An 18,427-nucleotide genomic window follows, 5' to 3' on the forward strand; every position below is an offset into this window, starting at 1 on the left:
TGGACCTGTAGGAGCGGCTTCAGCCGCGACCGGGCATTACCGGTAACGCCCGGTCGCGGCTGAAGCCGCTCCTACAGGGGGAAGCGCCGACCAAAGCGCTACAGCTCGTAGGACAGCACGTCCTCGAAGCCGAACTTGCCGAAGTCGCGGATCCGCGACGGGTACAGCCGGCCGATCAGATGATCGTGCTCGTGCTGCACCACCCGCGCATGGAAGCCTTCGGCCTCGCACACCACCGCGTTGCCGTCCGGGTCCAGGCCGCGGTAGCGGATCTGCCGGTAGCGCGGGATCACCGCGCGCAGCCCGGGAATGGACAGGCAGCCTTCCCAGCCATCCTCCAGTTCGTTGGACAGCGGCTCGATCTGCACGTTGGCCAGTGCGGTGCGCGGTACCGCCGGTGCATCGGGATAGCGCGCATTGCTGTCGAAGCCGAACACCATCAGTTGCAGGTCCACTGCGATCTGCGGCGCGGCCAGGCCGACGCCGCGTGCGGCGTCCATGGTCTCGAACATGTCGGCGACCAAGGCGTGCAACTGCGCGCTGCCGAACGTGTCGACCGGCTGCGCGATGCGCAGCAGGCGCTGGTCGCCCATGCGGATGATGTCGCGGATCATGCCCTGCTCCTGTGCCCGAGTGCCGCGCCGATTATCCGCCGACTGGCGCGCGCTTGCAGCCTGGTCGGGTCAGCGTGACCGTGGGTGTTCGCGGCTGCGCACGGGGCCGGGGCCGAAGCCCCTCCCACACTGCACCCGGCCGGCCCTTCGCAAGTCCTGTGCAGCAGCGGTGGCCGGTGGTGTCGGCCGCCACGTGGCGGCCTTTCCCAGCCGGCGTGCTTGGCGCCTGATCGAGCGGGACGCGAGGCCGGCGCCGCGCGCCACTGCGAAATCCATCTGCAGCGGCGCGTTTGCGGCGACCGTCGCCGCATCGCGCATGCGGCGCGACGCGATTTTTCGTGGCGATGCTGTAGAACAACGACCTGGACTCCGCCGCGCGCAGGCAATGCACAACGATCGCCCTGGATCCTCTTTCTTCTCGCCGAGCCGGCGCGACCTGCTGCGGCTGGCCGTGCTGGCCCCGGCGGCGTTCGGACTGGGCCTGCTGCCGGGCTGTTCGAATCCGCCGCGTTTCGACGGCAGCTTCATCCAGCCGTGGCGCAGCCACCTGGACCTGGGCGCGCAGGACTGGCAACAGCACATGGCGCTCGCCCAGCGCCTGGGCTGCCGGCAGATCGTGGTGCAGTGGGCCGGGCTGTACGGCAGCGGCGGCGATGCGGACTGGACCCTGCCGGACAGCACGCTGCAGCTGATCTTCTCCACGGCCGCCGCCGCCGGCCTGCAGGTGCGGGTCGGCCTGCCGTATCACAGCAGTTGGTGGAAGGCGCTGCAGGCGCCGGACCTGGCCACGCTGGATGCGTTCCTGGCGCTGACCCTGGACAACGCGCGCGCCTATCTGCAGGCCGCGCCGTGGCGCAGGCAGGCCAACTTCGACGGCTGGTACCTGCCGTACGAACTGGAACAGTTCCACTGGGCGCAGGACGCGCGGCAGCAGCGCCTGTGCAGCTGGCTGGCCGCGCTGTGCGCAGCGGCCAGCGCCGGCACCGAAAAGGTCACCGCGATCTCCACGTATTTCAGCCGGCTGCAGACCAGCGGTTCGCTGCCGCAGCTGTGGAACCGCATCCTCGACCAGGTGCCGCTGCGGCCGATGGTGCAGGACGGCGTCGGCGTCGCCGGGCTGGACAACCTGGACGGCGTGGATCCGCTGCTGGCGTCGCTGCGCGCGCGCCAGGTCGCCTTCGACGTGGTGGTCGAACTGTTCGAGGAACTGCCCAGCTCGGCCGCCGACGGCAGCCACTTCCAGGCGCAGACCGCCGATGCCGCACGTATCCAGAAGCAGCTGGCGTGGGCGCAGCGCAGCGGCGCCGCCGGCATCTTCGCGTTCGCGCTGGACCCGTGGCTGTCGCAGGACTCGCCACGTGCGCAGGCGCTGCGCCGGCAGTGGCGCGCCGGGCGCCAATAGCCGCCCGGCGCGCGCCTACAGGGCGCGGCCGATGATGTCGCGCAGGATCTCGCTGGTGCCGCCGAAGATGCGCAGCGCGCGCGCATCGGCCCAGGCGCGGCCGATGCCGTACTCGCTGCTGTAGCCGTACCCGCCGTGCAGCTGCAGCAGCGCGTCCAGCACCTGGCCCTGGATCTCGGTGGCGTTGAGCTTGGCCATCGCCGCGGTGGTCGCCTGCAGCCGGCCCTGCATGTGCTCGCCCAGGCACTGGTCGAGGAAACTGCGCAGCATCGCCAGCCGCGACGCCGCGTCGGCGAGCACGAAACGGGTGTTCTGGTGGTCGATCAGGTGGCGGCCGAACGCCTTGCGCTGGCGCACGTAGGCCAGGGTCTGGTCGAGCATGCCTTCGGCCGAGGCCGCGGCGCGCAGCGCGATCGCCAGGCGTTCGGCGGCCAGTTGTTCGCCGAGGTAATCGAAGCCGCGCTGTTCCGCGCCGAGCAGGTGCGAGACCGGCACCGCCACGTCCTGGAAGAACAGCTCGCTGGTGTCCTGCGCGTGCTGGCCGATCTTGGCCATCGGCGCGCCGCGGACGACGCCGGGCAGTGCGGTGTCGACGCAGAACAGGCTCAAGCCGCGCGCGCCCAGTTCCGGCGCCACGGTCGCCACCACCACCGCCACGTCGGCGTTGCTGCCGTTGGTGATCCAGGTCTTCTGGCCGTTGAGCAGGTAGTGTTCGCCGTGGCGCACGGCGCGGGTGCGGATCGCCTTGAGGTCGCTGCCGGCGCCGGGCTCGGTCATCGCGATGGCGCCGATCGCCTCGCCGCGCGCCATCTTCGGCAACCACGCGTCGCGCACCGCGTCGCTGCCGTACTGCATCAGGTACGGCGCGACCATGTCCGAATGGATCGAGAAGCCGATGCCGAGGAAATTCGCCCGCGCCAGTTCCTCGATCACGCAGGCGGCATGCCCGGCGTCGCCGCCCAGGCCGTAGGGCTCGGGCAGCTGGCAGTTGAGCAGGCCGGCCGCGCCGGCCGCACGCCACAGCGCGCGCGGGGTGATGCCGTCGCGCTCCCACTGCGCGTAGTGCGGGGCGATCTGGCTGTCGATGAAACGCCGCACCTGCGCACGGAACAGCGTGTGGTCTTCGCGGAACACGGGGCGCTCGCGCATGGCTCAGCGGCCGACCGGATCGGTGCCGCTGAGCTGGCCCTGCAGCACCAGCGCATTGCCGCTGCCGCTCAGGAACAGGCTGTAGTGGTCGCCGGGCTGCAGCGACGGCAGCGCCAGCGGCACGCTGTCCTTGCTGCCGCACGTGGCGACCAGGCGGGCCTTGACCGGGTTGATCGCGCGCGCGCTGCTGGCGCCCGCGGCGACGGCCGGGAATACCACCGCGCCGTTGTCGGCGATCGCCAGCCGCGCCTGGCCGCAGCCGCCGGCCAGGTTGTAGAAGCGGATCTCGGCCTTGAGCGCGTCGCTGCTGCCGCCGCCATCGGCCAGCACCGCCAGCGGCCGCGACGGCGCGGCCGGGTCCAGCACCAGCGTGGTGAAGCTGCCCGCGGCGACCTGCGCCTGCTCGCGCGCCTTGCCGGCCACGCGCAGCGCGAACGGCTTGCCGCCTTCGACGATGGCGTAGCGGGTGGCGCGGGTGGCCGGACCGATGCGCTGTGCGGCGCCATTGCCGATGCCGACCTCGAGCGCGGCATCGCCCGGGTTGAGCACGCGCACGAACGCCGAACCGGCCGGCGGGCGCGCGGCGTACAGCTGCGCGAGGCGGCCTTCCGCGGCGCCCTGTTGGGCGGTGGCGGCCAGTGGCGCGAGCGCGGTGGCGGCAAGCAATGCGAGCATCAATTTCATCGTGGCGTTTCCTGGCTGCGGAGCGTGCGCGCCATGGCATAGCGCTGCTCCAATTGTTTGCGATCGACCTTGTCGCTGTTGCCGGTGGGCAACGCGTCCACGGCGATCAGTTCGGAGGGAATCATGTAGGCCGGCACGCGGCGAGCGAGTTGCTGCTTCCAGTCCCGCAGCGCATCCGGCAGCGGCTGTACCGCGCCGAGGCCCGGCACCGACAGTTCGACGAAGCCGATCATCCGCACCAGGCTGCCATCGGGCCGGCGCAGCACCACGGCAGCACCGGCGACCACGCCGTCCAGGGTCGACAGCGCCGCATCCACTTCGGCCAGTTCGATGCGATAGCCGTTGAGCTTGATCTGGTCGTCCCTGCGGCCGCGGAAGTAGAGCCGGCCCTGCGCATCGACCTCGCCCAGGTCGCCGCTGCGGTAGGCACGCTTGCCGTTGTGCTCGAACAGCACGCCCTGGTCGAGGTCGGGGCGGTCCAGATAGCCGCGCATCACGTGGTCGCCGGCCATGCAGATCTCGCCGGCGTCGAGGAACACCTCGGCATACGGCTTGGCCACGCCGATCGGGAACGGGTTGGGTGCGGCCGCGCGCAGTGCGGCATCGATCTCCACCCAGGTGGTGGAACAGGTCGCTTCGGTCGGGCCGTAGGAGTTGACGATGCGCGCCTGCGGAAAGCGCGCCCACACCTCTTCGGCCACGCGCGGGGTCAGCGACTCGGCGCCGAACACGAACACCTGCAGCGCGGGCAGGCGCTCGGCGCTGAAGCGCGGATTGAGCAGCTGCTGGCGCACGAACGAGGGCGTGGACGCCCACACCGCCACGTCGGACTGGCGCAGATGGTCGACGAAACGGTCGCTGTCGGCGATCACCTCGCGCGGGCACAGCACGCAGCACCCGCCCAGGCCTAGCGCGCCGCACAGGTCGAACAGCGAGAAATCGAAGTTGAACAGCATCTGGTTGAGGAAGGCCGGCGCCGGCCCCAGCGCCAGGCAGTCGCGGATCCAGCCGGCGAACAGGGCCACGCTGTCGCGGCCGATCTGCACGCCCTTGGGATCGCCGGTGCTGCCGGAGGTGAACATGATGTAGGCCAGCTCCGGCACCGCCAGCGCGCGCGCGTCGTCGGCACCAGGGCCGAACGCATCGGTGGCGGCGTCGTAGACCGCGGCGGCGTGCACCAGCGCGACGATGCGCTGCAGCCGCGCCGGCGGATTGATGGTATCCACCGGCACGTAGGTCACGCCCAGTTGCAGGCAGCCGAGCATGGCCACCACGAAGGCGGACTGCTTGTGGCCCCAGATCACCAGCGCATCGCCCGGCTGCACGCCAGCGCGCTGCGCGCGGGCGACCCACTCCTGCGTGGCCTGGTACACCCCGGCCCAGTCCAGCACGCCATCGGCATCGCGCAGCGCGGGCGCCTGCGCGGCGTGTTCGCGCTCGACGAAACGGCATCGCTCGAAATCAAAGCGCATGCATGCGGCTCCTGGCGCGGTCCGCGCTCAACGCCGGTGCGCGGCCACGTACTCGGCCAGCACCTGCACCGATTCGACCAGCGTGTCGATCTCGTCGATCGGCAGGGTCACGCCGAGACGGTCCTTGACCTCGACCATCAGCTGCACCTTGGACATCGAATCGAACAGCGATTCCATGTATTTGTCGGGCTGCACGCGGGTGCCGATCACGCTCTCGACGATGTCGCTCAGCTGGGTCTGGAGGGTCTGCATGTCCATGGGGTTCACCTTGTCAGAACTGGAAATAGAGGAAACGCGATGCCTTGTGCAGGCTCGACAGGCACAGCACGAGCAGCGACAGCATCGCCAGCAACCACGGCAGGCTGGGCTGCCAGCGCATCCACGCGCGCGGCGCCGGGTTCGGCTTGCTCAACGCGGGCGAATACACGCCCATGATCTGGTGCGCGTTCGGCGCCAGCCATACGATCGCCAGCAGCAGCGCGATGTACAGCAACTGCACGTGATGGCCGATCAGCAGGCGCCAGGCATCGCCCAGGCCCATGCCGGCGACATGGCCGAGGCCGTGCAGGCTTTCCGCGCCGCGCAGGCCGGCCATGCCCTGCACCAACTGCCATGCATCGCCCACGCCGTCGGCGCGGAAGAACGCCTGCGCCACCAGCACCGCGGCGAAGGTCAGCAACAGGTACCCGACATGCTGCAGCGGATTGAACGTGCGCAGCGCCGCCGGCGTGCGGCCGACGACGAAGATGCGCCAGGCATGGTTGATCGCCAGGTAGGCGGCATGCAGCAGGCCGAAGATCAGGAACTGCAGGCCGGCGCCATGCCAGATGCCGGCCAGGCCCATCGCCCACACCGTGGGCAGCACGATCAACGACAGGAAGCCGCCCGCCGAGGCCACCGCGGCCGGGCCGCTGGCGCGCCCGTGGCGGCTGCGCCAGCGCGTCACCGCCATCGCCACCGGGTAGTACAGGTAGGCGGTGATGTAGCGGGTCAGGGTCATGTGCCAGCGCGACCAGAAGTCGATCACGCTGGTCGCCTTGTACGGCGAATTGAAGTTGAGCGGGAAGCGGATGCCGAACATCCGCGCCAGCCCCAGCGCCATGTCCGAGTAGCCGGAAAAATCGAAATACAGCTGCAGCGCGTAGCTCAACGCGGTGGCCCATGCGCCCCAGAACTGCAGCTCGCCGGTGCTGGCGAAACCGGCGTCGGCGTACGGCGCGATGCTGTCGGCCAGCAACACCTTCTTGGCCAGGCCGATCACGAACAGCATGCCGCCGACCGACAGATTGTCGGCGTGGAAACGGTAGGTCTCGCGCCTGCTGAACTGCGGCATCATTTCCTTGTGGTGGAGGATGGGGCCGGCGATCAGGTGCGGGAAGAAGGTCACGAACAACACGTAGCTGAGCGGGCTGCGGTCGTTGACCAGACCGGCGCGGCAGTCGAGCAGGTAGCCGATCTGGGTGAAGGTGAAGAAGGAAATGCCCAGCGGCAGGATCAACGCATCCATCGGGCCGATGTCGACACCCAGGCCGTGCGCGAAGGTGACCATCGCCGCGACGTACTTGTAGTGCATCAGCAACGCCAGGTCGGCGGCCACGCCCAGCGCGACCACCAGCAGTTGCAGCCGTGGCCGCTGGGCCAGCGCCAGCACGAGCAGGCTGACCAGGTAATTGAACACGATCGAGCCGAGCAGCAGCACCACGAACTGCGGATTCCACCAGCCGTAGAACACGATCGAGGCCACGCACAGCCACAGCGCGGCCAGGCGCGGTTGCAGCGCACCGAGCAGGTAGTGCACGCCCAGCGCGATCGGCAGGAACATCAGCAGGAACAGGAAGGAATTGAACAGCATCGGTCGGCGCTCAGTCGATCCCGGCCAAGGCCGCCTGCTCGTCCTCGGTCAGCGGCAGGGACAGGGCCATTTCGGAGAATTCCCAGATCACCAGCTTCAGGCTCGGCGGCCAGTGCGCGCGCTGCGGCCAGGCCGCCAGCAGCGCGCCGGAGAACTGGCCGCCGTCCAGGCTCTGGTTCCACACTTCGCGGCCCAGGGCATTGCCCAGGCGCTCGGCGAACAGGCTGCGGCGTCCGTTGGAGCTGCCCAGCAGTAGTACCTCCACCGGCGGCGTGTCATCCAACAAGCCGCCGCTGCGCAGCGGTGCGATGGTCTGCTGCGGTTCGCGATCCAGTGCCGGGCGCCAGGCCGGCGGCGCATGCTCCAGCCCGGCCAGCACGATCAGGTCGCCCATCCGCGGCGTCGGCGCACCGGGCGCGCCGACCGCGAACGCCTGCCCGCCGCGCCCGCCAAGCAGCGGCAGCGCGGAGGCGGCCACCGCGTCGGCGGCGCGCTGCGCGCCGATGCGGTTCATGTGCACGTCGGTGCGGAAGAACACCGGCGCCTGCCCTGCCTGCAGTACCGGCAGCAGATCGGTCGAGGCCACACCCGCGGCGGCCAGCGCCTGTTGCCACTGCCCCAACCGCGCGCGCATCGGCGCCGAATGGCGCAGGCCGCAGGTATGCGCCTGCTCGATCCGCGATTTGTCCGGCACCACCACCACCAGCAGGTGCACGCCCTGCGCCTGCAGTTGCCGCGACCAGTGCCGCATCAGGCGCACGCGCTGGGCGAACACCGCCGCGCCTGCGCCCGCAGGCGGACGCAGGCCATCGCGGTAGAACAACCAGTCCGGACAACCCAGCGCGACCTGCGGTCCCGGATCGCCGAGCAGCCGATAGCGCACCGCCGCGCCGACCAGGTCGGCACGCTCCTGCAGCGGCAGCTTCAATGCCGCATTGATCGCGCGGCCGGCCTCGCCATCGGCCCAGCGTGCCGGCACCAGCGATGCCGCCGGCAGTTGGGCGCGACCCAGCATCCAGCTCCCGCACGCCAGGCCGGCGACCAGCAGCGCGACCAGCACCGCAGCCGTGGCGATATGCGCGCGCGCCGGGGCCGCCACAGGCAGTGGCGCAGGCGCGCCGGGACGTGCACTCATCGGCTTACTTTCCCAGCGCCTTGTGCAGGCGCGCCTGCCACTGCTGCACGCTCATGATCGAGGCGTTGTCCCACTGGCCGCGCGCGTCCGGGCCCTGCCCATAGGTCGGCTCGAACATCTGCCACACCAGCACCTGCGGCTTGCGCTGCTGGAACTCGGGCGATTCCAGATACTCCAGCAGCGTCGTCCAGTGGCCGACATTGCCGGGCTTCCAGTTGACCGATACAGGGCGATCGAGCGCGTTGGACAGTTTCTGCGGAAAACCGAAATACGGCTGCACCATGCTGTGCCCGGTGACGTGCACCGGTGCCGGCGCGTCGTCCAGCAGCGCCTGCTGCTCGGACTGGCGGCGCACGCTGAAGGTGTCGCGGCCGACCGCCTTGCGCTGCGCATCGGTCAGGAACAGTTCGGCCAGATCGCCGAAGCGGCGTTCCTTGATCTCGCTGCCCAGGGCCATGCCGGTGCCGTCCTGGCCCTGCAGGTGCGGCAGCTGCTGGCGGATCTGCGCGGCGACCGCCATCGCCACCGCGTCGGCGGCCGGTTGGGTCCAATGCTGGTCGCTGCGGTAGAACACGTCCTGCCCGCCCTGCTTGACCTGGCGCAGCACCTGCAGCGCATCCACCGCCGGCACCTGCGCCGTCACCAGATCGGCGCGGACCAACGCATAGCGGCCGCGGACGGCATCGCTCATGCGCTTGCCGTCGGGCAGCTTGTCCTCGTAGAACAGCGCCTTGTCCGGCAGCACCACGACCTCCAGCGTGATTCCGGCCGCCGCCAGCGCCGCGCGCGCCTCGGCGATCAACGCGGTGTTGCGCCCGATCGCGGCGCCATCGACCTCGCTCAGGCTGCCCCATGCAGGGAACAACCAGCCGTCCTTGCCGACCATCACGATCGAGGAATCCTGCGCCGCGCTGGCGCTGGCGCTGGCTGGGGCAGTTGGCGCCTGCGCCAGCACCGGCGCGGCGGCGAAGGCGCACAGCAGGCCAAGCCACAGCGCGCGGGTAGGCACGGGAACAATCGGGGCGACAGGATCGGTCATGGCAGTTGTTTCGGCAGGCATCAGTAGGAGAAGGTGGCGGTGGCGAACAGGCCCTTGGCGCGTTGGGTATCGCCACCGCCGATCGCGAAGCGGTATTGCACGCTCAGGTCCAGGTAGGACCGCGCCGCGTTGTAGCGGTCCTCGCGGAACCAGTAGCGCACGCCAACGCCGGGACCGGCGCCGAGCGACCAGCTGCGGTCGGTGTCGGACAGGGCGAACGCCTGCTCGCCGATCAGCGGGTAGTCGATGTCGCTGACCCGCGAGCGCTGGTCGAGCCAGTCCGCGGCCACCACCAGAGATGGGGTCAGCACCCAGCGGGTCTGCTCGGCGCCGAAGCGGTAGCTGCGCCCGGCATGCAGTTCCGCGGCGGCGAACCATTGCGCGCGATGCAGGCGGCCATCGGAATCGAGCAGGGTTTCGACCGGCGCGCCGCTGCTGTCCAGCCGATCCACGCTGAAGCGCGCGCGGTTGTCGTCCCAGCTGTAGCCGGCCTGCGCATAGCCGCTCAGCGTCCACCACTGGTTCACGTCGGTGCGCACGCCGGTGCCGTGGTAGAAGCCGTAGGTCAGGTAGGACATCCAGCCGCCGGCATCGCTGTCCAGGCGATAGCGCGCCTGCGTATTGATCTGCTGCGGCTGGTTGGAGTCGCGCTGGATGCGGCACTGGATCGCGGTCGCGTCCGGATAGACGCCGCCGTTGCGGGTGCCGCTGCCGAGGAACTGGCGGCGCTCGATGCCCGCGCTCAGGCCGGTGCGGCCGAACGCGTAGCGCACGCCGAACGAGCCGATCGTGGACGGCCAGCCGGCACTGGAACGCGAGCGGCTCAAGCGCTCGGCACGCGCGCGTGCGTCCTCGGTGGCTTCGCCGGTGCACGGGTCCACGGCGAGCACCGATTCGAACGTGCCGCCCTCGTCGTACAGCGTGTTGGCCGCGCGCGCATACGCTTCCAGCGTGCCGTAGCGGTTGTTGAGCGCCTCGGGCCGCCAGAACGCTTCCAGGGTGCTGAACACCGAATCGCCCGGGGTGCTGATCGCCGTGCCGCCCAGGTTGCTCGCGGCCTGGCGCGCACCGCGGTAGCCGGCCGCGGCGGTGATGCCCCACTCGCGCCCGAGGTTGGCGATCGAACTGCGCGTGGTGTAGCGCTGCGCCTTGTCCAGCGGCAGCGTGCCCTGGTCGGCGCGGTCGATCGCGCTGCGCAGCAGCGCCACCGCCTGCGGGTTGTCGCCGTTGGCGGCGCTCGCATAGGCCTGGTCGAGCATCACGCTGGGCGGCGCCTTGCCGGTGGCCTCGGCCGCGCGGAAATCGTCGAGCGCCTGCGCCGGTTGGCCGGCGCGCTGCTGCAGGTAGCCGCGCTGCATCAGCAGGCCGGCGTCGGCGGGACGCTGCTGCAATGCACTGTCCAGGCGCTGCCGCGCCTGGGTGCGCTGGGCGCGGTCGCCGGCGGCCAGCGAGGTGGTGAGCAGGTTCTGCAGGCTGCCATCGTCCGGACTCTGCTGCAGCGCCTGCTGCGCTTCGCGGATGGCGTCCTGGTAATCCTGCCGCGCGTACGCGGCGTAGGCGCGCGACGCGGCGCCACCGTTGCCTTGCAGGTCGGCCGGCGTCAGTTCGCACTGGGTGCCGTAGGGCGTATCGCGGCATTGCTGGAACGGTGCCGGGTACGTCGCCAGGGTCAGTGTCGGCGCCGGGCGGGCGCTGCGCAGTGCCTTCTCGCGCTGGGCGATGGCCTGGCCGATCTGCTGGCGCGCGGGCTCTTCCTCGTCGGCCAGCGGATCGGCCTGCAGCGGCTGCAACAGGCGTGCGGCACGCGCGCGGTCGCCTGCCGCAATGGCCGCGTCCACCGCCAGCAGGCGCACGTTGCGCCGCTGCTGCGCATCCAGCCAGTCCTGCTGCAGGGCGGCGTCGAAATCGGCATTGGCCTGCGCGGTATGCAACTGGCGCTGGCGCAGGTACGCGCGCATCACCAGCGCCACGGTGTTGTCGCTGTCGTTGTCCAGGGCCGCGTCGGCGGTGGCCTCGGCGGCGGCCAGTTGCCCGTCCAGCAACTGCGCGGTCATCAGCAGCAGACGGTGCGACGCCACGTCCGGCGCATACGCCACCGCTTGCCGGGCGAACCCGGCGGCTGCGCCGAACTCCTGCTCGATCAACGCCTGGTAGCCCTGCTGCGCCGGCCTGACCGCGCGCTGGCGGCCCAGCGCCACGCGCTTGGCCTGCAGATCGGCGACATTCGGCGCGCCCAGCTGGATCGCCGCGGCGACAGCGGCCTCGGCTTGTTCGAAGCGTTGCTGGGTTTCCAGCGCCGACACCCACAGGACCGCCCACGCGCCCTGCTGCGGCTGTTGGCGGAAGGCCTGTTCGGCCTTGTCGGCGGCCTCGGCCATGCGGTCGTTGTTGTAGGCGTCGTAGGCCTGGGTGGCGAGTGCGAAGGCGTGCCGATAGGCCTGCTCGGCGGCACTGGGATGCGTGGTGACGCGTGGCGCGGGGGCGCCGCCGGCGCGCGCGGCCGTTGCGCCGGACGCCGTCGTGGATGCCGCGTTAGCGGCGGCCGCCAGACGCGGCAACGCCGGATCCTGCAGCCCGTCGGCGAGTGCACGGCGCGCCTGCGCGCGCGCTTCGTCGCCGCGACCCAGCTTCTGCAGCGCGTAGATCTGCAACAGGCGCAGGCGCACCACGTCCGGGCGCAGCCGCGCCGCTTCGGCCGCCTGGCGGTTGGCCTGCTGGTAATCGCCGCGGGCGTAGGACGCATAGGCATCCTCGGCGATGCGATAGGCGGCGCCGGCCAATGGCAGTTGCTGCGCGTGCGCGGTGGCGCTGCCCAGGCCGAGCAGGCTCAGGGCGATCACGCTGGAGAGCAGGCTGATTCTCATGCGCTCAGCTCTCCGCCGATGCTGTACTGGGGGTTGGCCGCACGGCGATGCTGCTCGCGCACGGCGGCGGCGATCGCCGCCTGGGTGGCGACGCCGTGCTTGACCAGGTAGTCGCCGATGCGGCCGTCGCGTTGCGGCCTGTATTCGTCCAGCACGCGCTCGAACTGGTCGCGCGCGATCAGGCGCAGTTCCACCAGCAGGTCGCCCAGCAGCGGCACCGCGTCGACGCGGTAGCTTTCGCCGCTGATCAGGCGCAGGCCGGCGTTGATTTCGCTTTCGCGCGCGATCGCCTGTCGCAGCACGCTCGCGTCCAGGTCGTGCAGCAACCGTTGCTGCTCCTCTTCGGACAATGCGTTGGAGACCGCGACCGCCACTTCGCCGGGCACGTCCGACGGCAGCGGCAGCAGCCGCCATTGCACGCAGGCCTGCACCGACAACGGGAACTGCCCGGCCTGCAGATACGCCACGTCGATCGCCGCGCGCGGCAGATCGCCCTGGAAGGCGATGGCTTCGGCCAGGGTTTCGTCGTCCAGCCAGCCCTGCGCCACCAGGATCCGTCCCAGCGGTTGCTGGCGTCCGCCCTCCTGCTGCCGCAGCGCCTGCACCAGGCGCTCGGGCTCGACCGCCTCCCAGGTTGTCAGCAGTTCGCCCAGGCGCCTGCGGGTATGCACCAGCTGCGCGGCGCTGGGGAAATCGTGCATGGTCTTGTCCCACACCATGCGCTTGCCGAACAGCAGGTACAGCAGGAACAGGCGCCAGGCGCGCGCGGTGGCCATGAAGTTGATCATGTTGCCGACCACCATGCGCGGGATCGACATCAGCGCATGTTCCCAGCCGTACAGGCGGTTGACGAAGTAGAAGCGCTGCGCCACGCGCGTGGCCAGCGCGGCGGTGGTCAGCAGCGCCACGTTCATCTGCCAGGTGCCGCTCTGGAAGATAGTCGGGAACTGGGTCTCCCACGCGCCGGCGACCTTGAGCAGCCAGAACAGCAACAGCTGCAGGAAGATCAGATAGGCGAACACGCTGACGAACGAGGTGACGATGCCCTTGCGGTCGCGCGCGAGCAGGTACTTGGTCGCCAGCGAACCGCGCCAGCCCAGGGTTTCCCAGCTCTGCAGGCCGATCCCCAGTACCCAGCGCGCCTTCTGCCGGTACGAGGCGCGGAAGTTGTCGGGGAAGTATTCGCGCACGCACAGCGCCATGTGCAGGGTGCGCTCGCGCACAGGGCCCCAGCCGAACCACGACGGACGGCGCACGCGGAACTGCACCGGGAAGCGCGCGAAGATCGAATGCATGCCCATCGCCGCCAGGCGCGCGCCGACGTCGTAGTCCTCGGTCAGGCTGTCGGTGTTGAACGGCTGGTTGTCGCTGGCCTCGCTCAGCGCCAGCAGCGCCTTGCGCGAGAAACAGGTGCCGACGCCGGCCGACGGCACCATGCCGGACACGCTTTCGCGCACCACCAGGTCCTTGGCGTGCCATTCGGCGAATTCGTCCATGTACACGCCGGCCACCAGTTCGTACCACTCGCGGTCCAGCGAGGTCACCGGCAACTGGATCATGTCCTTGCGCGGCAGCAGGTAGTTGAAGAAGCGCAGCTCCATCGGGTGCAGCACGTCCTCGCTGTCGTGCAGGACCACGCCGGCGAACTCGATGTCGTTCTGCTTCTCGTACTCGAAGATCGCCAGGACCAGCCAGTTCAGGCAGTCGGCCTTGCTGGTCGGGCCGTCGTGCGGCACCTCGATGCGGCGCATGCGCTTGTAGCGGCGGCGCATGCGTTCCACTTCGGCGATGGTCTGCGCGTCGTTGGGATAGGTGCCGACGAAGACCACGTAGTCGTGGTAATCGAGCACGTCGATCATGTTCTCGACCATCTGCCCGATCACGTCGAACTCGGCCCAGGCCGGCACCATGATCGCCAGCGTCTGTTCCGGGCGCTGCAACAGGTCCTGCTGGGTCAGCGGCCGGTATTCGCTGCGCTGCTTGAGGATCACGCTGCGCCAGATTTCGCGCGCCCAATACCAGGCATCGATGAACAGGTCGTCGAGGCTGGAGATCAGGATCACCACCGCGACCACCACGGCCGCCGTCTCCAGGAAGGCGTAGTAGTTGGCCAGGTAGATGTTCCAGTACAGACCGTCCACAGGCGATCAGTGCCCGTTGGTCTGCGCGGACTTGCGGCGGCGACGCACCTGCACCACCCGCGCGGCCAGCAGCATGAACACGATCACGCCCACCAGCACCACCAGCCACACCATGTGCTGCTGCCACAGCGGCTGCGGGTTGCTCTGCTCGGCCATGCGCGCGCCGGTCGGGTCCTGACCGTCGAAGTCCTGCACCACGCCGTCGGCATCCAGCAGCGCCAGATTGCCGCGGATCAGCCGGAACGGTTCGGCGATCTGCGGCCCCTGCGTGCCCAGCTCGCGGTAGATCACCCCGGTGTTGGCGCCGCTGCCGACCACTTCGACCAGCGCGGCGCGATCGAGCCCGGCCAGGTCCAGCAGCACCTGCTTGCCCGGGCCGGACACCACCAGCTTGCCGTCGCGTACCGCCCCGCTCTGCGCCAGCCCCTTCGGCGCCAGCACGAAGCTGAGGTAGGCACCGGTCGGCGCGATCGCGGTCCCGGCATCGCCGACCTTCAGCACCGCCTGCATCGGCGAGGCGCCGGTCGCGCCGGCGAGATGGATCACCTTGGCCAGCGAAGCCGGCGCGTCCTGCAGCCAGCTACTGGGTACGAACACCTCGTGCGCGCCGGCCAGCTGCGAGGCCGCGCCGACGAAATTGGCGGCCAGGCTGCGATCGGCCAGGCGGATGTGGCTGCTGGGCAGCACCGACACCGGATAGCCGGTGGCCGGATCATGGCAGTACGGACGCGCCGGCTGGCGCAGGAAGCTGATCCGCACCTGGTTGCGCGCGGCCAGCGCGAAGCTCGGCACCTTGGCGACCAGGCGCTGCGGCTTGCCGTCGGCGTCGAGCACCTTGGCGCCCAGCAGGTAGTCGTTGAAGAAGATCGAGGCGACCGCGCCCTGCCCGGCCGGGTTCGGCGCCGCACTGACGTCGACCACCACTTCGCTGGGCAGGCGTCCTTCGCTGGACAGCGCGCCCAGGTCGAAGTTCGCGGTGCGGTCGCCGCGCGAGACGATGTCCTGGGTCCCGGCCATGTCGCCGAGGCGGCCGAGCAGCACCACGTCCTTGTCGGCCGGCGGCAGCAGCGCGGTGCTCACCAGCAGCGCACGGCCCTGCGCATAGGCGCGCCATTGCTGGGTCAGCAGGCCGGCGACCTTGGCGCCGGCGCCGCTGGCGACCAGCAGGATCGGATGCCCGCCGACCAGCGCCACCTGCACCGACGCGGTGCCGGCCGGCTGTTCGAACCCGGCCATGTCGGCCTTGCGCCACGCGGCGAACGCGCCGGCCGCGTCCGGCGCGGCGCTGGCGACCTCGCTGCCCAGCGCATCCAGCGCGGCGCGCACGCCGGCGCGCAACGGATCGCTCAGCACCGCCACGTCGACCGCGAGCGGACCGCCATCGCCGAGCGACAGCAGCGCGCCGACTTCGGCCAGGCTGCCGATGCGGTGGCTGGCGCTGCCGTCGGCCAAGGCCGCATAGGCGGGGATGCCGGCCAGGCTGGCCGGGATCGCCAGCCCGCGCAGGTCCACGCTTGCGCCCACCGCCGGCAGCGCGACCACGTCGACGCGCTTGCCGCCGTTCTCCAGCGCCGTGCCCACGCGCCACGCGGTGTCGTAGCTTTGCACGCTGGTGGCGCGGCCTTCCACCAGCAGCCGCACCGTGGCCGGCAACGCGCCCCAGGCCTTGGCCACGGTGTCGATCGCGCGGCCGTCGAAGCGGTAGCTGAAGCGCGAATCCGGCGACAGCCGCAGCACGTTGGCCGGCGCGCTCTGATCGGCGCACTGGTACTCGGAGACCACCGACCACCAGCCCACGCCGAAGCGCACGAAGCCGTTGGGGCGGGCGAAGCCGTCGATGCCGATCAGCTGGCTGACGTCGCCCTGGGCATCGGTGATCGAACGCGCCGACACCGGGTCGCCGTCGATCGACAGCAGGCTGGAGGTGCGCCCGGTATGCCCGCGCACGTAGCGCGCATCGACCTGCAACTGCGCATCGCGGGTCGGCACGCCGGCCGGCACCGGCAGGTAGATGTCGCGCTGGCTTTCCTGGCCGCTGAGCACCAGCGGCTGCTTGAAGCCCAGTTCGCGCAGGGTCATCGAGCGGGTGACCGTGGTGGTGCCGGCCCACTCGCCGAACTGGCCGGCGACGGAATCGGCGGCAGCGGCAGGAGTCAGCGCGGTCGACAGGACCAAGGCCAGCGGCAGACCCTGGGGGAAACGGGCGGTGGAACGGCGGGTCTGGGTCATGGCGTCGATTCTGAAAAAAGAGGGAGGTGGGACACCGGCGCGGCACGGCCGGGCACGAAACTGTCGAAGGACTGGCCGCGCAGCGCGGCCACGATCCGCGCCGAGGCGCGGCCATCGCCGTAGGGGCTGGCGTGGGGCAGGAACCGCGCGGGCCGCGCCGGCAACTCGCAGGCCGCCGCGACCGCGGCCACGATCCGCGCCGGATCGGTGCCGACCAGGGTCACCACCCCGGCCTGGACCGCCTCGGGGCGTTCGGTGACGTCGCGCATCACCAGTACCGGCTTGCCCAGTGCCGGCGCTTCTTCCTGCACGCCGCCGGAATCGGTCAGCACCACGTGCGCGTGCTGCATCAGCCGCACGAAGGCGAGATAGTCCTGCGGCGCGATCAGGTGCACGTTGTCCAGCCCGCCCAACTGCGCGCGGACCGGGCCCTGCACGTTCGGATTCAAATGCACCGGGTAGACGATCTGCAGGTCCTTGCGCTGCGCCAGTTCGGCCAGCGCGCGGCAGATGTTGGCGAAGCCGTCGCCGAAACTTTCGCGGCGATGCCCGGTGACCAGCAGCAACTTGCGCTGCGCATCCAGGAACGGGAACTGCGCATCCACCGTGGTGCGCAGCACGGCATCGCGCTCGAGCCGCTCGACGGTCAGTTGCAGCGCATCGATCACGGTGTTGCCGGTGACGCTGATGCGGCCGGACAGGTTTTCCTGCCGCAGGTTGTCGCGCGCGCTGGCGGTGGGTGCGAACAGATGGTCGGCGACCACGTCGATCACCCGCCGGTTCATTTCTTCCGGCCACGGCTGCTGCAGATTGCCGGTGCGCAGGCCCGCTTCGACGTGGCCGACCGGAATGCGCCGATGGAAGGCGGCCAGCGCGGCGGTCATCGCGGTACTGGTATCGCCGTGCACCAGCACGCGGTCCGGCTGCACCTGCGCATACAGGGCATCGAGCCTGGCGAACAAGCGCGAACACAGGCCGTTGAGGGTCTGGTCGGCCACCATCACATCGAGGTCGTGATCGGGCTGGATCGCGAACAACGCCATCACCTGATCCAGCATCGCCCGATGCTGTCCGGTGATGCAGACCAGGGAGTCGATCTCCGGCGCGGCGTGCAGCGCGCGGACCAGCGGCCCCATCTTGATCGCCTCGGGGCGCGTACCAAAAACGCAAAGAACCTTCACCCACCACTCCATTGGCCACAAACAACAGTGACCATCGTCACACAAAATGTGCGAACTGATGTGTACAAATCGTGCGGATCGCAGGGGGATGCCCACGGTCGCCGCTAGCATCGGCACGCGCGCCGCGGCTTTGCGCCGTCGTCCCGAGGGGCTGAAAGCTTGAATTTGCAAGGCGGTCGGCCAGTCACGGCCGGGCGTCGCACAGGCACATGCGCCGCCAGGCGCGGCGCTGGGCCACGGTCAGACGCTGGCGGCAGATGGCTGGGATGGTGCACTGCAACGACGTCGGTCCCGGGCATCGCCGAGGCCGAGGCCGAGGCCGATGCCGATGCCCGCGTCGAAGCGGGCAGTTGCGCTTCGAGGCGCTCAGGCGATGCCGCGACGCGACCGGTGTCGGGGTCGAAGCCCCTCCCGCAGTGCACCCGGCCCCGCCATCCGCGAGTCCGCGGGAAAGCGACTTCGGTCGCGACGAGCGAAGCCGCGGACCGGATCGCGTCGGGGCTGAAACCCCTCCCACAAGTGCACCCAGCCGACATTCGCAAGCCCCCCCTGTGGGAGCGACTTCAGTCGCGACGAGCGACGCCGCGGACCTGACGGCGCCGGACCGGGTCGGGAGCCGAAGCCCCTCCCACAGTGCACCCAACCCGCCATCCGCAAGCCCCCTG

Annotated in this window: 13 protein-coding genes; 1 reads left to right on the top strand and 12 read right to left on the bottom strand. The window is 70.3% G+C overall.

Going from position 1 to position 18,427, the window contains the following annotated elements; genetic code table 11:
• Positions 1-98 precede the first annotated feature (98 nt).
• Complete coding sequence (gene def, locus AB8810_RS19495; protein ID WP_369914593.1) at positions 99-614, bottom strand: peptide deformylase; 516 nt, start codon at positions 612-614, stop codon at positions 99-101.
• Between the two features lie 385 nt (positions 615-999).
• Between def and AB8810_RS19500 the strand changes: the two genes are divergently transcribed.
• Positions 1,000-2,016, top strand: coding sequence for a DUF4434 domain-containing protein (locus tag AB8810_RS19500; protein ID WP_369914594.1), 1,017 nt, complete (start codon positions 1,000-1,002; stop codon positions 2,014-2,016).
• Positions 2,017-2,031: 15 nt separating this feature from the next.
• On the opposite strand, the gene AB8810_RS19505 is transcribed toward AB8810_RS19500, so the two are convergent.
• The 11 genes from AB8810_RS19505 to wecB are packed head-to-tail and all read right to left on the bottom strand — an operon-like array spanning position 2,032 to position 17,762.
• Positions 2,032-3,165 (bottom strand): acyl-CoA dehydrogenase family protein, encoded by a 1,134-nt coding sequence (locus AB8810_RS19505; RefSeq protein ID WP_206256669.1) that lies wholly within the window; start codon positions 3,163-3,165, stop codon positions 2,032-2,034.
• Between the two features lie 3 nt (positions 3,166-3,168).
• Entirely contained in the window at positions 3,169-3,849 is a 681-nt protein-coding gene (locus AB8810_RS19510; protein ID WP_369914595.1) for an alginate O-acetyltransferase AlgF, read from the bottom strand.
• Positions 3,846-5,321 (bottom strand): AMP-binding protein, encoded by a 1,476-nt coding sequence (locus AB8810_RS19515; protein ID WP_369914596.1) that lies wholly within the window; start codon positions 5,319-5,321, stop codon positions 3,846-3,848. Before AB8810_RS19515 ends, AB8810_RS19510 begins: the two co-directional genes overlap by 4 nt.
• Positions 5,322-5,348: 27 nt before the next feature.
• Positions 5,349-5,579 carry an acyl carrier protein gene (locus AB8810_RS19520; RefSeq protein WP_369914598.1) on the bottom strand — a complete coding sequence of 77 codons (231 nt, stop codon included), beginning with the start codon at positions 5,577-5,579 and terminating at the stop codon, positions 5,349-5,351.
• 13 nt (positions 5,580-5,592) lie between these two features.
• The gene (locus AB8810_RS19525; protein ID WP_369914599.1) at positions 5,593-7,173 is read right to left on the bottom strand and encodes an MBOAT family protein; all 1,581 of its coding nucleotides are present in this window, start codon (positions 7,171-7,173) and stop codon (positions 5,593-5,595) included.
• A gap of 10 nt (positions 7,174-7,183) precedes the next feature.
• The gene (locus AB8810_RS19530) at positions 7,184-8,308 is read right to left on the bottom strand and encodes a cell division protein FtsQ (RefSeq protein ID WP_369914600.1); all 1,125 of its coding nucleotides are present in this window, start codon (positions 8,306-8,308) and stop codon (positions 7,184-7,186) included.
• 4 nt (positions 8,309-8,312) lie between these two features.
• The gene (locus AB8810_RS19535; protein WP_179568461.1) at positions 8,313-9,347 is read right to left on the bottom strand and encodes a twin-arginine translocation pathway signal; all 1,035 of its coding nucleotides are present in this window, start codon (positions 9,345-9,347) and stop codon (positions 8,313-8,315) included.
• Between the two features lie 20 nt (positions 9,348-9,367).
• Positions 9,368-12,211: a hypothetical protein gene (locus tag AB8810_RS19540; RefSeq protein WP_369914601.1), complete on the bottom strand. Its 2,844-nt coding sequence runs from the start codon at positions 12,209-12,211 to the stop codon at positions 9,368-9,370.
• Positions 12,208-14,352, bottom strand: a complete 2,145-nt coding sequence (locus tag AB8810_RS19545; RefSeq protein WP_369914602.1) for a glycosyl transferase family protein — start codon at positions 14,350-14,352, stop codon at positions 12,208-12,210. Before AB8810_RS19545 ends, AB8810_RS19540 begins: the two co-directional genes overlap by 4 nt.
• A 6-nt stretch (positions 14,353-14,358) precedes the next feature.
• Entirely contained in the window at positions 14,359-16,581 is a 2,223-nt protein-coding gene (locus AB8810_RS19550; RefSeq protein ID WP_369914603.1) for a hypothetical protein, read from the bottom strand.
• Positions 16,578-17,762 carry a non-hydrolyzing UDP-N-acetylglucosamine 2-epimerase gene (gene wecB / locus AB8810_RS19555; RefSeq protein ID WP_179568469.1) on the bottom strand — a complete coding sequence of 395 codons (1,185 nt, stop codon included), beginning with the start codon at positions 17,760-17,762 and terminating at the stop codon, positions 16,578-16,580. The genes AB8810_RS19550 and wecB overlap by 4 nt, the downstream gene beginning before the upstream one ends.
• Positions 17,763-18,427 lie beyond the last annotated feature (665 nt).

This window comes from Xanthomonas sp. NCPPB 3005, from assembly GCF_041228095.2.
Lineage (GTDB): Bacteria > Pseudomonadota > Gammaproteobacteria > Xanthomonadales > Xanthomonadaceae > Xanthomonas_A > Xanthomonas_A bonasiae.